The organism is Agromyces sp. P2_B3, assembly GCF_056404815.1.
Genome location: NZ_JBFUDH010000005.1, coordinates 34,346 through 49,019, shown reverse-complemented (window position 1 = coordinate 49,019; position 14,674 = coordinate 34,346). Strand labels below are relative to the sequence as shown.

The following is a 14,674-nucleotide window of genomic DNA, read 5'->3' as shown; positions in this document are numbered from 1 at the left end:
ATCCATCATCTCCCGCCGAACAGCAGCGGCAGCAGCTGGATGCCGATCGCGCTCGCGACGTAGCGGTGGCGGCGGTTGCTGGTGAGCTGCGCCACCCAGTCGAAGACGCCGAGGTCGACCACCTCGCGGAAGGCACCGGTCCGGTCGTGCACGCCGAAGCCGAGGCGAAGCCCTTGGTAGTAGGTCGACGCCAGTGTCTCAGCGCGCACCTCGACGTCGGGCTGCGACGCGGCGATCGCGGCGGCGACGCGCTCGCCGAGCGCCGGGTGGGTTCCGTCGGTGCGCACGATGGCGAGCGGATGCTCCCAGTCGAGGCCGTGGGCGGATGCCGCGGCGTCGAGCATGCGGCGGTGGACGCCGAGCTGCGCGGCGACGGCGGCGACCTCGAAGCCGTCGTCGGCGAGCCCGCCGCCGGCGTCGGCGAGCACGAACAGGCGGAAGTGGCGCGTGCGGCCCGCGCCGCCGGCGACGGGCTGCATGCGGAGGACCTGGTGCGACGCGCAGAGCCGCACGTGCGCCCGCGGATCGGCCCGGAGCCGGTGCGCGGCCTCGAGCGCCAGCACGTTCGTGGGGTCGGACACCACCTCGGATGCGCGGATGGTCGAGAGCGTGCGGTCCTGGGAGGTCGGCGCGACGACGGATGCCGCGCCGAGCGGGGCCACCGGCGAGAGCAGCAGCGCCTCGTAGTCGCGGGCAGCGTCGAGCGCCAGCGTGTCGTAGGCCACGGTCGTGCGGAGGTCGACGGGGCTCGGGCCGACCGTGGCATCCGTCGACCACTGGTGCAGCAGGTCGGCGGGTCGGCGTCCGGCCGCCTCGTCGCGCGCGGCGGCCAACAGCTCGCCGCGGCGATCGCTGGGGGATTCGCGGCGGGTTCGTCGCGGTGGCTCGCTCATCGCTCCATGATGGCTCGCCCCGGGGGTTTCGCGGCAGATCCGCAGGATCGTCGGAGTCCGGGCGGGTTACCGTCGATCATGGACCATGGGGCGGACACGTCGCGCTCGCCGGGCGCCGAGCGGGCGGCCGGCGTGATCGGCGCGATCGGCGGGTCCCGTGCCGCGGACACCGTCGTCCCACCGAACGCGGCCGACCACCGGCCGGGCGCGCCGCGCTGGAAGCTGGTGCGACGGCGCCGCGCGGAGGGGCCGGCGTGGACCCGCTCACTCGCTGAGGGCGACGACGCCGGGTTCTTCGGGCCGGGCAGCGCCGTCTGGGCCGTGAACGGGGCCCTGCCGACCCTCGTCGCCGGCATCCGCGCCCTGCTGCTGCAGACCCTGCATCCGGGGGCGATGGCCGGCGTCCACGACCACTCGCGCTACGGCGAGGACCCGCTCGGACGACTCGACGGCACCGTGCGGTGGGTCGCCATGACGACCTTCGGCGACCGGCGTGCGGCGACCGCGGCATCCGCTCGGGTGAGCAGGCTGCACGAGCGCGTGACCGGCACGTACGTCGACGCTCGAGGGGTGGAGCGCGAGTACTCGGCCAACGACGAGGACCTGCTGCGCTGGGTGCATGACGCCTTCACCGAGGCGTTCATCGGCGCGCACCGCATCTGGGGTCGGCCGGTGCCCGGCGGGCTCGACGCCTACGTGCGCGAGTGGGCGCAGGCCGGCCGGCTCATGGGCGTGACCGACCCGCCCACGAGCGTGGCGCAGCTGCACGCCGAGCTCACGGCGTTCCTCGCCGACGCGAAACCCGACGAGCGGGTTGCCGCGGCGGTGCGATTCATCCGCCGGCCGGGCCTGCCCGGGCTCACCGGGCGGCTCTACCCGATCCTCTTCGGCGGGGCCGTCGCCTCACTCGACCCGCGCTACCGCGAGCTGCTCGGGCTGCGCCGGCCGTGGTGGCCGGCGATCACGTTGACGCGGGTGTTCCTCGCCGTGGGCACGCGAGTGCTGGGCCGGATGTCGCCGAGCGAGCAGAACGCCAGGGCCCGCCTCGCGCGGCTCGAGGGCCGAACCGCGTCGTGACCGCCGCGAGCGACGCTTTCCCCCGGTTCGGGGGGCTGGCGGTCGCCTGCCTTCAGGCATAACGTGGCGTCTCGAACAAATCGAGTCATGCCGAAGGTGCGGATCGGGGTACACATCATGGATCGCAATGAGCTGGAATTCGTCGACGACGACCCGTTCGGCGGCGAGTTCGCGACCGCGATGGGCGAACTCGAGGGCCTTCCCGCCTAGCCCGCCGCAGCGCCCGGCGAGGCGTCGCCCTCGACCCAGCGCAGCACGCGCCGCGCCCTGAGTGTGTTCCACCGGCTGGGGTCGCCCTCGGGTGCGTCGAGCGCGAAGAACACCTCGCCCCGCCACGGCCGGCCCGCCGGCCAGCGCCCGTCGTCGCGGCGTTGCGCGCGCACCACGTCGATCGCCTCGCCGAGGCGGGCGTCGGGGCGGCCGCCGGCGTCGCGGAAGTAGTCGAGCGCGCGCAGCACGTCGTAGGTCCAGTAGGGCGGAAACGCGAAGTTGAGGTAGCGCTGCTTCACGACCTCGCCGGTGGACCGCCGGCGGAACAGGCTCCGCTCGAGCAGGTACTCCTCGCCGCGGCGCCGGGCCTCGGCGATGGCCGGTGGCGGGTCGGCCACGGCGCGCTGATAGCCGAGCAGGCCTTCGAGCACGCAGATGGTGGAGTCGAACGAGGAGCGCACCGAGCCCTCGGCGCGATCGCAGTTCCAGCCGCCGTCGTCGAGCTGCTCCTCGAGCAGCCGCGCCACGATGCGGTCGCTGCCGGCCCCCAGCTCGCCGAAATAGGCCGCGAGGGCGAGCACGCCGCCGTTCACGCACTCCTCGACCTCGCCGTGGAAGTAGGGCAGGCCGTCGTGGTACTTCCACACCACGCCGTCACGAACCCGCTCGATCGCCGAGCGCACCGCGGGGTCGTCGGCCGGTGCGCCGAGCCGCAGCAGGTTGAAGAGGGTCCAGTGCGTGCCTCGGCGGTCGCCGTCTTCGCCGTATTCGTCGCCGCCCCAGTAGCCGCGCTCGTCCTGCAGGTCGAGCAGCGCCCGGCCCCAGCCTTCGCGAGCCACGCGTGCCCGCTCGGCGGCGACCTGGTCGGCCGGTTCGTCGAGCAGGTCGCGCATGACCTGCCAGCGGATGGAGGGGTCGGCGTCGAGCAGCCAGTCGGTGACATCCATGGCCCCATGGTCCCGGATGCCGCCGACAGCGGCCACCCGTTGACGTGGGCAGCATGGGCACCCCGCCGCCACCTGGCCGCCGCTGTCCTCTGTCAGACTGGCGGCGATGGACCTCGTGACCCCTCGGCTCGTGCTGCACCCGATCACCCCCGCGGAGGCCGCGCGGATCGTCGCCGGCGTGGCTGCGCCGGGCGACGACTGGCATCCCGAGTATCCGCTCGCCGACGAGCTCGACGTACTGCCGGCGATCGCGAACGCGGACCCCGCGCTCCTCGACCCGGTGTTCAGGCTGTACCTGATCCGTCGTCGTGCCGACGGCCTCGCGGTCGGCGGCATCGGCTTCCTCGGCGTCCCCGACGACGGCGTCGCCGAGCTCGGCTACGGACTCGTGCCGGCGGCTCGCGGACGGGGCTACGCGACCGAGGCGCTTCGGGCGGCCGTCGGCCTGGCCCTCCGGCACGGCGCCTCGGCGGTCGTCGCCGAGACGACGGACGACAATCGTGCGTCGCAGCGCGTGCTGGAGAAGGGCGGGTTCTCGGTGGAGCGGCACGGCGACGGCGGCATCCGGTATCGCCGTGACGCGCGCGCGACCTGACCTCTGATCGCACCGCTCGCCGGCCGGCGTGCGGGCGCACGTGAAGGGGGCGGATGCGGCATCCGCCCCCTTCATCGCGTGGACCCCGCCGGGCGACCGCGACCTACGCGTGCAGGTCGATGCCCTTCGGCTCCTTCACGAGGGAGACGCCGACGAGCGAGATCAGGGCGGCGAGGGCGATGTACACGCCGATCGTCCACGACTGGCCCGTCGAACTCATGAGCGCCTCGGCGATCATCGGAGCGAACGCGCCGCCGAGGATCGCGCCGAGCGCGTAGCCGATCGAGACGCCCGAGTAGCGGACGTTCGCTGGGAACATCTCGGCGTAGAGCGACGCCTGCGGTCCGTACGAGAGGCCGAGGCCGAACGTCATCACGAACAGCGCGACGAAGTACCAGACGATGTCGCCGGTGTCGATGAGGAACCACATGGGCACCGCCCACAGTGCGAGGAACGCATAGCCGATCTGGAAGGTGCGCACGCGCCCGAGCCGGTCGGAGACATGGCCGCCCCACAGGGTGAAGACCAGCCAGCCGAACGACGCGAGCGTGGTCGCGAGGAGCACGGTCGGTCGGTCCATGCCGAGCACCGTGACCGCGTAGGTGGCGAAGAACGCGATCAGCAGGTAGCCCGCGGCGTTGTTGCCGATGAAGATGACGGCGGTGAGGATGACGGACTTCGTGTTGTGGCGGAACAGCTGGCGCAGCGGCGTCGCGGACTCCTTCTTGCGGCGCTGCAGGTCCTGGAAGATCGGGCTCTCCTCGACCGCGCGGCGGATGACGTAGCCGACGGCGATCAGGACGATCGACAGCAGGAACGGGATGCGCCAGCCCCACGTGGTGAATTGCTCGGGCGTGAGCAGCGACGTGATCACGAACAGGGTCGACGTGGCGAGGATCATGCCGACGGGCACGCCGATCTGCGGGAACGCGCCGAAGTAGCCGCGGCGCGCGGTCGGGGCGTGCTCGACCGCCATGAGCGCGGCGCCACCCCACTCGCCGCCCGCGGAGAATCCCTGCAGGATGCGGAGCAGGATCAGCAGGATCGGGGCGGCGATGCCGATCGCGGCATACGTCGGCAGGAGGCCGATCAGGGCGGTCGAGAGGCCCATCAGCACGAGGGTGAAGACGAGCATCTTCTTGCGGCCGAGCCGGTCGCCGAGGTAACCGGCGACGATCGCGCCGAGCGGCCGGAAGAGGAACGAGATGCCGATCGTCGCGAAGGCGAGCACCTGGGCGAGGCCCGGGCTCGTCTCGGCGACGGGGGCGAGGAAGAGCGGGGCGAGCACGAGGCCCGCTGCCTGCGCGTAGATGAAGAAGTCGTACCACTCGATCGAGGTGCCGACCAGCGTGCCGGCGAGGACCTTGCGCTCCTCGGCCGGCGTGCGGCCGGTGCGCTGGGCTTCTTCGGGGACGGTTGACGTCATGCGAACTCCGTTGTTCTGGCGTGGGGTCTCAGTAGGGGAGGGAGCGCAAGGGGTGGGAGCGCTGTAGTTCCTGACCGATCGTTCGGTCGGGTTCTCGACGGTAGCGCATGGATGTCGACCTGGGGAAGCCCCCTGCGGCGAGCGGCCCGGATCATGCGATGAGCGGTCGCGGAGGGATCGTCGGCGACGCGGCGGTTGTGGCAGGTTGGAGGGCATGCCCGCTGCCACCCTCACCACTCCCGTCATGCTCGACGCCGCCGGCGCGCCGTTCACGGTCCGACGTGCGCGCCGCGACGACCTCCCCGCCCTGATCGGGCTCCTCGCGGCCGACGCGCTGCGGGCGAACGACGACAGCACGTCGCCCGAGCGGCGGGGCGCCTACGAGGCCGCGTTCGATGCGATCGACGGCGATCCGGCGCAGACGCTCGTCACGGTCGAGGATGCCGCGGGCGAGGTCGTCGGCACGATGCAGCTCACGCTCATCCCGGGGCTCGCGCGCGGCGGTGCGACCAGGATGCAGGTCGAGGCGGTGCGGGTCGCGGAATCCGTGCGTGGCCACGGGCTCGGAAGCGCCATGATGCGGTGGGCGATCGAGGACGCCCGCGCACGGGGTGCCGCGCTGGTGCAGCTCACCTCGGACTCGCGCCGCGAGGACGCCCACCGGTTCTACGATCGGCTCGGCTTCGCCGCGTCGCACGTGGGCCTCAAGCTGTTCCTCTGACCCGCGCCGGCCGCGTGTGCGATCTCGCCCTTGACCGAGCGATATGTTTGCTTCAAAATTACATCCACATGAGCAAGGAGGCCGTGTGAAGGTCGTCATCGTCGGTGCGGGAATCGGCGGTCTCGCGACCGCCCTGAGCCTCGAACGCGCGGGAATCCCCGACGTCGTCGTGGTCGAGCGCGCACAGGAGCTCCGCCCGCTGGGCGTCGGCATCAACCTCCTCCCGCATGCGGTGCGGGAGCTGACCGAACTCGGGCTCGGCGACGCCGTGGCCGCGATCGGCGTGGCGCCCAGCCGGCTGACGTACGTCAATCGCCTCGGCCAGCTCATCTGGAGCGAGCCGCGCGGCACCGCGGCCGGCTACCACTGGCCGCAACTGGCGGTGCATCGCGGCGAGTTCCAGCTCCTCCTCGCCGACGAGGTGCGCCGTCGCCTCGGACCCGACGCGATCCGGCTCGGCTGGCGAGCCACGGGCGTCGAGCACGCCGACTCCACCGACACGGTGCGGTTCGCGGATGCCGCAGGCGCCGAGCTCGCGCTCCAGGCCGACGTGGTGGTGGGCGCCGACGGCATCCACTCGGCCCTGCGGGCGCAGGCCTACCCCGACGAGGGCACGCCGCCGTGGAACCGGCTGGTGCTCTGGCGCGGAACGGCGCTCGCCCCGACCTTCCTCGACGGCCGCACCATGGTCATGGCCGGCGACGGCGAGCAGAAGTTCGTCGCCTATCCGCTCGTGGCCCCGGGCGCGGAGCGCGGCCAGACCCGGGTGAACTTCATCGCCGAACGTCGCGCACCCGACGGCATGTCCGAGACGGCCGACTGGAACCATCCCGTCGACGCCGCGCCGATCGTCGAGCTGTTCGCCGACTGGCGGTTCGACTGGCTCGACGTGCCGGGCGTCATCGCCGCCGCGGAGCGGATCCTCGAGTACCCGATGGTCGACCGCGACCCGCTTCCGCGCTGGACGTTCGGTCGCACCACGCTGCTGGGCGACGCCGCGCACGCGCTCTACCCGAACGGCTCGAACGGGGCATCGCAGGCGATCCTCGATGCACGATCGCTGGCCTTCCACGTCGCGACCGTGCCGGACGTCGAGGATGCCCTCCGGGCGTACGAGGAGGATCGCCGTCCGGCCACGACCCGCCTGTCGGGCCTGACCCGGCAGCTCGGGCCCGAGCGCGTCATGCAGCTGGCCCGGGATCGCGCGCCGGGCGGGTTCGTCGACATCCACGACGTGATCCCCGAGCAGGAGCTGCGCGAGATCGCCGACTCCTACAAGCGCGCCGCCGGATTCCACCCCGAAGAGCTCAACGAACGGGCCTCGCTCACCCCGCCGGGGCGACCGTGAGCGCGCCGACGGATCGATTCGAGGTCCGCCGGCTCAGCGCGATCATCTCGCCGCTGCGCCGGAGCCTGCTGCGTGCGGCCCGCACGGCCGAGCACCTGCCCGACATCCCCGATGCCCAGGTCGAGGTGCTCCGCTCCCTTCCCGCCGGAACCGTGCGCAGTCCCGCCGAGATCGCCGAGGAGCTGACGCTGAGCCGAACGACCGTCAGCAACCTGCTGGGCACGATGGAGACTGCGGGACTGATCACGCGCGAGACCGACTCGCTCGATCGGCGTCGCGTCGCCGTGCGGGCGTCGGCGCGAGCGGTGAGCCTGCTCGGCCGCTTCGACCAGGCGAGCGCGGCCCTTCTCGCCGAGGCCATCGCCGCGCTCCCCGACCACGATCGCATCGTGCTCGGCGCCGCACTGCCCGCGCTCGAGCGGCTGCGCGACGAGATGCAGGCGATCGCGCGGAACGCCCGCGACTCGGGGCGGCCGTCGTGAGCGTGCAGCCGCCGCCGACGGGACTCGAGCGGATATTCCGGGTCGAGGTGCTGGTCGCCGGCATCGAGGACCATGGATCGACGAGCGCGGGCCATCGCCGGGTCGTGCCGATCCTCGGCGGTCGGCTCTTCGACGGCCTCGACGCGGACGTGCTGCCCGGCGGCGCCGACTGGCAGGTCGTGCGCCCCGACGGCACGATCGAGATCGACACGCGGTACTCGGCTCGCACTGCCGACGGGGCGCTGCTGCACCTGCGGACCCACGGCATCCGGACCGGCAGCGTCGAGGTGCTGGCGGCCCTCGGCCGTGGTGAGGAGGTGCCGGCCACCGAGTACTCGTTCCGCCTGCACGTGGTCGTGGAGACGTCCTCGACCGCGCATGCGCACCTGGAGCGCTCGCTCATCGTGGCCGCGGCGGCTCGCGGCGCTGGGGTGGTCGTGTACGACGCCTACCGGATGACCTGACCGCGGAGGATCGGTCGGAGCCTACCGACCCAGCGCATGAAGGCGCCGCGTTCAGCGCAGGTCGAGCCGCATGAGCACCCGGGGGAATCCGTTGAGCACCGACTCGGTGTCGGACGCCTTCGTGAACCCGGCCCGCTCGAAGAGCGCCTGCGTGCCGGCGTACGCCATCGTGAGGTCGATCTTCTTGCCCCGATTGTCGAGCGGGTAGCCCTCGATGGCGGGTGCACCGTGGTCGCGGGCGAACTCGACCGCGCCCGCCAGCAGGGCATGCGAGATGCCGCTGCCTCGGTGGCCCGGGCGCACGCGGATGCACCAGACCGTCCACACATCGAGGTCGTCGACGTGCGGGATCTTCCGATTGCGCGCGAAGCTCGTGTCGGCGCGCGGGTGCACGCCCGCCCACCCCACGACGTCGTCGCCGTCGTAGGCGAGCACCCCCGGCGGCGGATCCTGTCGGCACAGCTCGCGGACGCGCTCGCCGCGCGCCGGGCCGCTCAGGGACAGGTTCTCCTTCGAGGACGTCAGTCGGTAGCTCAGGCACCAGCACACGTTGGCGTCGGGCCGCTTCGGACCCACCATCGTCTTCACGTCGTCGAACGCCGTCGCCGGGCGCACCTCGATCGCCATGCCGTAAGCGTGCCATCGGCCTCCGACAACGGCACCGGGGATGCGCTCGGTACGCTGACCACGTGGCCGACGACCTGCCGTTCCTCGACCTCGCCGGAATGAGTGCCGCGAGCGAGCGACTCTACGTGCACGTGCTCATGACCGGGCGAGCGAGCGTCGCCGCGATCGCCGGCCAGTTCGAGCTCGACGAGTCGACCGCCTTCGAGCGGCTCGAGAACCTCCGGCAGCTCGGCCTCGTGTCGCGCCTCGAGGGCGAGCCGCCGGAGTACGCGGCCGTCGATCCGCGGTACGCCTTGCGGGCGATCATCGATCGACTCAGCGATCAGGCCCTCCGCATCCGCGAGGCCATCCCCATGCTCGTCGAGTACTTCGACGCGGCGGCACCCGGCGATGCGGCCTCGCACCACGCGGTGGTCCTGACCGATCCCGACACGGTCGCCGGCTGGTACGCGAGGCTGCAGCATCAGGCGAGACGTGAGTTCCTCTCGTTCGACCGGCCGCCGTACGTCTCGGCATCGCTCGATCCGTTCGAGGCAGCCGTGCTCGCTCGCGGGGTCGACTGGCGCGCGGTCTACACGATCGAGAGCTTCGACGAGGCCACGACGTGGGACGAGGTCGAACGGCTCGCCGAGCAGGGCGAGCAGGCGCGCATCACCGACGACCTTCCGGTGAAGCTCGCGATCGTCGACGATGAGATCGCGCTCGTGTCGCTGAGCCTCGAGCCGGGACGCGTCGACGCCCTCATCACGCACGCGCCGCCGCTCGTGCACGCCCTCCGAGAGCTCTTCGAGTTCCACTGGTCTCGTGCGATGCCGTTGCCCGAGGCGAAGGAGCGAGTCGCGGGCGGAGCATCCGACCCCGCGATCGTCGAGGAGCTCGGCCGGCGTCCCTCGCTCGAGGAACGGTCGATCCTCACGCTCATGGCGGTCGGGATGAAGGACGACGCGATCGCCAGGCAGCTCGGGATGTCGCCCCGCACGCTTCGTCGGCGCAGCCAGGAACTGCTCGCGGAACTCGGTGCGGGCAACCGGTTCCAAGCGGGCGTCGAAGCCGCGAGGCGGGGCTGGCTCTGACATTCCGACCGCTCGTGTAACGGTCACGTTTCGTGCCGTGGCCACCTCCGGTCTTTGGCCGATATCGGCCAACGAGGCGAGGGCCGGCTCGCACACAATTGGACGATCGTCGGCCGTCGAATGGCACGACGCCCCGGTATCCGTTCCCAGCAAGGATCCTCGTGACCACACGTACCCGCTCCGCCATCGTGACGGGACGGCGTCGCTCGACCGCGACCCTCACCGCCGCCGCCCTGTTCCTCACGCTCGGCACCGCCTTCTGGCCTGCGTCGGCCGCCGCGGCCGACGACACACCCACTCCGATCGCACCCGTCACCGCATCGTCGACCGCGGTCGAGGCGACGGCGAAGGACGGTGCCCCGTTCGAGGACGGGCGTTACATCGTCACCCTCCGCGACGAGGCGGTCGCCACGTACGCCGGAGGCACCGGCTCGTTCTCGGCGACGCGCGCGCCCGAGGGGGAGGAGCTCGCCGCCCGCTCGAAGCGAGCGGTCGCCTATGCCGACTACCTCAGCGACGAGCAGGCGGCGGTGGCGGAATCCGTCGGCGCAGACATCACCAGCTCGTACACCCTCGCGACCAACGGCTTCAGCAGCACGCTGACCGCCGACCAGGCCGCCGCGCTCGCCGCCGATTCCCGGGTCCTCGCGGTCGGGAAGGACGAGCTCCTGCACCTGCAGGCGGCCGTGCCCTCGACCGACTTCCTCGGCCTCGGCGGCGAGGGCGGCGTGTGGGACGCCACGGGCGGCGTCGAGTCGGCCGGCGAGGGGGTCGTGGTCGGCATCATCGACTCGGGCGTCGCACCCGAGAACCCGTCGTTCGCTGGCGAGCCGCTCGGTGATGCACCAGGCGCCGAGCCGTATCGCGATGGCGAGTCGATCGTCTTCGACAAGGCCGACGGCACGCGGTTCCGCGGCGCCTGCGTCACGGGTGAGCAGTTCACCGCCGACGACTGCTCGACGAAGCTCATCGGCGCACGCTACTTCCTCGACAACTTCGAGGAGGCCTCGATCGGCGCCGACCGCGCCGAATACGTCTCGCCCCGCGACGGCAACGGCCACGGCTCGCACACGGCGAGCACGGCCGTCGGCGACCACGGCGTGCCGGCCGAGGTCGCCGGGCGCGAGCTCGGCGAGATCTCGGGCGTCGCGCCCGCCGCCAGGCTCGCGGTGTACAAGGCCTGCTGGTCGGGTCCCACGCCGCAGGACGACGGATGCGCCACCGGCGACCTCCTCGCCGCGATCGACGCCGCGGTCTTCGATGGCGTCGACGTGATCAACTACTCGATCGGCGGCGGTGCCGCGATCACGACCGTCTCGCTCACCGACCAGGCGTTCCTGCGCGCCGCGGCTGCGGGCATCTTCGTGGCCGCCTCGGCCGGCAACGACGGGCCCGAGGCCTCCACGGCCGACAACGCCGCACCGTGGATCACGACGGTCGCGGCATCCACGATCCCGAGTTATGAGGCCAGCGTTCGGCTCGGTGACGGACGAGCCTTCCTGGGCGGGTCGATCACGGTGCCGGCCGGCGGGTCGCTCGCCGGGCCGCTCGTCGCGGCATCCGTCAGCGGCGTCGAGGGCGCCGACGAGCCGCGGCTCTGCGGACCGGGCACCCTCGACCCCGCGCGCACGGCCGGCGCCATCGTGCTCTGCGAGCGAGGCGTGGTCGACCGCGTGGCGAAGTCCGCCGAGGTGGCCCGTGTGGGCGGCATCGGCATGGTGCTCGTGAACGCCGGGCCCAACTCGATCGACCTCGACACCCACTCGGTGCCGACGGTGCACCTCGACGCGGAGGCGTACGACGCGGTCAGCGGCTACGCCGCGACGGCCGGCGCGAGTGTCACGCTCGAAGACGGCAACACGACCGGCGGGCCCTCCGCTCCGGCGCCACAGGTGGCGGGCTTCTCGTCGCGCGGGCCGATCCTCGCCGACGGCGGGGACGTGCTGAAGCCCGACGTGGCGGCGCCCGGCGTCGCGATCCTTGCGGATGCGGCGAACGCCGAGGGCGAGGACCCCCGATTCCAGCTCCTGTCGGGCACGTCGATGGCCTCGCCGCACCTCGCCGGGCTCGCGGCGCTGTACCTCGGCGAACGGCCGAACGCATCGCCCGCGGAGGTGAAGTCTGCCCTCATGACGACCGCGTACGACACCGTCGACCGCGCCGGCCAGCCGGTCGATGACCCGTTCCTCCAGGGCGCCGGCCACGTCGACCCCACGCGGTACTTCGAACCCGGGTTCCTCTACCTCAACGACGTCGACGACTGGTACGGATACGTCCAGGGCCTCGGCCAGGTGGATGTGGGCGTCGAACCGATCGATCCCTCGAACCTCAACCTCGCGTCGATCTCCGTCGGCGCCCTCGCCGGGGTCGAGACGGTGACCCGCACGGTCACGGCGACCGCGCCGGGTCACTACGAGGCGCAGCCCGTGGACGTGCCGGGGGTCGAGGTCACCGTGTCGCCGTCGGTGCTGGACTTCGCGGCGGCGGGCGACGAGGTGTCGTACACCGTGACGTTCCGGCGCTCGGATGCCCCGCTCGACGCGTTCACCACCGGCACGCTTCGATGGGTCGGCGACGGCGGGGTCGTGACGACGCCGCTCGCCGTGCGGCCCGTCGTCCTCAGCGTTCCCTCCGAGGCCGAGGGGGCCGGGATCGACGGCTCGCTCGAGATCCCGGTCTCGGCGGGCGACACGCTCGACGTGCCGATCGCGGTCGACGGCCTCGTCCAGGGTCACGTCCTGCGGGGTCAGGGCACCCAGGGCGGCGCACGGGATCGCCACCTGATCGAGATCCCCGAGGGCACGACCTACGCCCGGTTCGATCTCGACGCGGCCGACGACACCGCCGACCTCGACCTGCGCCTCTACCAGCTCGACCCGTTCGGCAGCAGCTGGCTCAGTCGCGAGGCCACGACGCCGAAGGCCGACGAGCAGATCGTCGTGCCCCTCGCCTCGAGCGGTCGCTACCTGCTGGAGGTCGACTTCTTCGCCGGCGAGGGCGACCTCGACTACGAGCTGACGAGCTACTTCCTCGGTGGCGACGCGCACGTCGGCGACCTCTCCGCGGATCCGGCCGTGTTGCCGATGAAGCTCGGTGAACCGGCATCCGTCGACGTGTCGTGGTCGGGGCTCGCCCCCGGATCGCGGTATCTCGGCCGGGTGCACTTCGGTGAGACCAACCGGGTGACGAACCTCGTCGTCTCGACGCCCGGCGAGCCGGCCGCGGGCGACGAAGACCTCGCCGTCACGGTGGCGCCCGAGTGGGTGCGCCCCGGCAAGGGGTTCAGCGTCGAGGCGGTCGGGCTCGCACCGGCAGCGGAGTACTCGATCTCGCTCGACGGCGAGCCCGTGGCGGTCGGCCGTGCCGGGAACGGCGGCGAGGTGGCCCGGTACCTGAACGTGCCGGCGGATGCCGCCGAGGGCCCGCACGTCGTGCGGATCGAGTCCGACGGGGAGCACGCCGAGGCGGAACTGCACGTCGCGAGCCTCGTCATCCACGACCTGTGGGAGTTCGTGGACTACGCCGCCGACGGCACGGCGACCGCCGGAGCCGAGATCACGTTCGGCGGCATCGGCCCGGTTCGGGTCGTCATCGAAAGCGACGGCGGGGCGATCGCGCTCGACGAGACCCTCGAACTGTCGGTCGATCCGATGTTCGACGCCGACAGCCGCCGGTCGTCGGCGGTACCGGTCGTGCCCGGCGACTACACGGCGAGGGTCTGGGCGATCGCGGGTGACGGCTCGCAGACCCAGCAGCGCGAGTACGCCTTCACGGTCGCCGAGACCGCCCCGTCCGCGGTGACCATGACCCAGAATCCCGAGAACGAGAACGCGATGGACCTCGTGTACGAGAACTCGACCGGCCAGGTCACGCAGGCGACCCTGCGCTACAAGATGTGCAACGGTCCGCTCGTCTTCGCCACCGTCTGGATCGACAAGCCGGTCATCACCGGCACGTTCGACCTGACCGCCATGACGGGCGTCGAGTTCCTGCTCGACGGTGAGGTGCTCGGCGCCTACGCGAACCACGGGTCGGAACGGTGCGCCAGTGAGCCGAAGATCTCGAACGACTTCTGGGCGACCATGTCGGCGACGGATGCCACGTCGGCGCGAGCCGCTCACGCGGCAGAGGCCGCAGAAGCCGCAGAGACGCCGATCACGCTGACGTTCAGCAACCGGTACCCGGCGTACAGCCGCGGGTTCGACTTCTCGGTGGGCTACGGCTGGGACATCTACCAGGGGAGGTTCCACTGGGAGCAGGTGCCGCACGACCAGGTGCTCGAGCCCGGGCCCGTCGCGTCGCGGACCATCCAGGTCGAGGAGGATGCCGCGTTCTGGGTTCGCGCGAAGTACGAGGTGCTCTCGCCCGACATCCACATCTCGGCGCACCGCGTGATCTTCACGACGCCGGTCTCGCTGGCGCAGCTGGCCCCGGTCGAGGATGAGGAGCCGGGTGGGCCGACCGGTCCCGGCGACGACGGGTCCGACGGCGGAGCGCCGGGATCGGGATCGCCCTCTGCGCCTGCAGCCGGCGGTGGCTCGGACCTCGCGCACACCGGCGTGCAACTGGGAGGTGCACTCGCGCTCGCGGCGCTCGTCGTGGTGCTCGGCGGCATGCTGCTGGCATCAGGGATCCGGCGTCGTCGCGGAGGCCGCGCCTAGCCCGTCGTCCGCCGGAATCCCGTTCCCGCACCAGAGTACCGAGCGCTCGGGATTCCACCGCGGAAACGGGATTCCGGTGCGCGGGGACGGCCGGGCGGCCAAGGCGCGCGGGCCGCAGGGTTGACGAGTCGCCCCGGTCGGCGTACATTC

At 72.1% G+C, this 14,674-nt stretch carries 12 protein-coding genes; 8 read left to right on the top strand and 4 right to left on the bottom strand.

Going from position 1 to position 14,674, the window contains the following annotated elements; all coding sequences use genetic code 11:
* Window positions 1-5: 5 nt before the first annotated feature.
* Window positions 6-893, bottom strand: a complete 888-nt coding sequence (locus tag AC1DZA_RS09870; RefSeq protein ID WP_476772615.1) for a hypothetical protein — start codon at window positions 891-893, stop codon at window positions 6-8.
* 78 nt (window positions 894-971) lie between these two features.
* Between AC1DZA_RS09870 and AC1DZA_RS09865 the strand changes: the two genes are divergently transcribed.
* Window positions 972-1,970: an oxygenase MpaB family protein gene (locus AC1DZA_RS09865; RefSeq protein ID WP_476772614.1), complete on the top strand. Its 999-nt coding sequence runs from the start codon at window positions 972-974 to the stop codon at window positions 1,968-1,970.
* Window positions 1,971-2,176: 206 nt separating this feature from the next.
* Here AC1DZA_RS09865 and AC1DZA_RS09860 read toward each other — a convergent pair whose 3' ends face one another.
* Window positions 2,177-3,127: a prenyltransferase/squalene oxidase repeat-containing protein gene (locus AC1DZA_RS09860; RefSeq protein WP_476772613.1), complete on the bottom strand. Its 951-nt coding sequence runs from the start codon at window positions 3,125-3,127 to the stop codon at window positions 2,177-2,179.
* 106 nt (window positions 3,128-3,233) lie between these two features.
* On the opposite strand from AC1DZA_RS09860, the gene AC1DZA_RS09855 reads away from it, so the two are divergent.
* Window positions 3,234-3,722 (top strand): GNAT family N-acetyltransferase, encoded by a 489-nt coding sequence (locus AC1DZA_RS09855; RefSeq protein WP_476772612.1) that lies wholly within the window; start codon window positions 3,234-3,236, stop codon window positions 3,720-3,722.
* Window positions 3,723-3,825: 103 nt separating this feature from the next.
* Here the strand turns inward: AC1DZA_RS09855 and AC1DZA_RS09850 are convergent, their stop codons facing one another.
* Complete coding sequence (locus AC1DZA_RS09850; protein WP_476772611.1) at window positions 3,826-5,148, bottom strand: MFS transporter; 1,323 nt, start codon at window positions 5,146-5,148, stop codon at window positions 3,826-3,828.
* Between the two features lie 214 nt (window positions 5,149-5,362).
* Between AC1DZA_RS09850 and AC1DZA_RS09845 the strand changes: the two genes are divergently transcribed.
* From AC1DZA_RS09845 to AC1DZA_RS09830, 4 genes are all read left to right on the top strand, one after another.
* Window positions 5,363-5,869 (top strand): N-acetyltransferase family protein, encoded by a 507-nt coding sequence (locus tag AC1DZA_RS09845; protein WP_476763160.1) that lies wholly within the window; start codon window positions 5,363-5,365, stop codon window positions 5,867-5,869.
* A gap of 85 nt (window positions 5,870-5,954) precedes the next feature.
* A complete protein-coding gene (locus AC1DZA_RS09840; protein ID WP_476772610.1) occupies window positions 5,955-7,217 on the top strand; it encodes a flavin-dependent oxidoreductase in 1,263 nt (420 codons plus the stop codon).
* Window positions 7,214-7,699 carry a MarR family winged helix-turn-helix transcriptional regulator gene (locus AC1DZA_RS09835; protein ID WP_476772609.1) on the top strand — a complete coding sequence of 162 codons (486 nt, stop codon included), beginning with the start codon at window positions 7,214-7,216 and terminating at the stop codon, window positions 7,697-7,699. Before AC1DZA_RS09840 ends, AC1DZA_RS09835 begins: the two co-directional genes overlap by 4 nt.
* On the top strand, window positions 7,696-8,163 hold the full coding sequence (locus AC1DZA_RS09830) for a DUF3237 domain-containing protein (protein ID WP_476772608.1): 468 nt from the start codon (window positions 7,696-7,698) through the stop codon (window positions 8,161-8,163). Before AC1DZA_RS09835 ends, AC1DZA_RS09830 begins: the two co-directional genes overlap by 4 nt.
* Before the next feature lie 51 nt (window positions 8,164-8,214).
* Here AC1DZA_RS09830 and AC1DZA_RS09825 read toward each other — a convergent pair whose 3' ends face one another.
* Window positions 8,215-8,790 carry a GNAT family N-acetyltransferase gene (locus AC1DZA_RS09825; protein WP_476772607.1) on the bottom strand — a complete coding sequence of 192 codons (576 nt, stop codon included), beginning with the start codon at window positions 8,788-8,790 and terminating at the stop codon, window positions 8,215-8,217.
* Between the two features lie 62 nt (window positions 8,791-8,852).
* Between AC1DZA_RS09825 and AC1DZA_RS09820 the strand changes: the two genes are divergently transcribed.
* Window positions 8,853-9,863, top strand: coding sequence for a helix-turn-helix transcriptional regulator (locus tag AC1DZA_RS09820; protein WP_476772606.1), 1,011 nt, complete (start codon window positions 8,853-8,855; stop codon window positions 9,861-9,863).
* 161 nt (window positions 9,864-10,024) lie between these two features.
* A complete protein-coding gene (locus AC1DZA_RS09815; RefSeq protein ID WP_476772605.1) occupies window positions 10,025-14,524 on the top strand; it encodes a S8 family serine peptidase in 4,500 nt (1,499 codons plus the stop codon).
* Window positions 14,525-14,674: the final 150 nt, after the last annotated feature.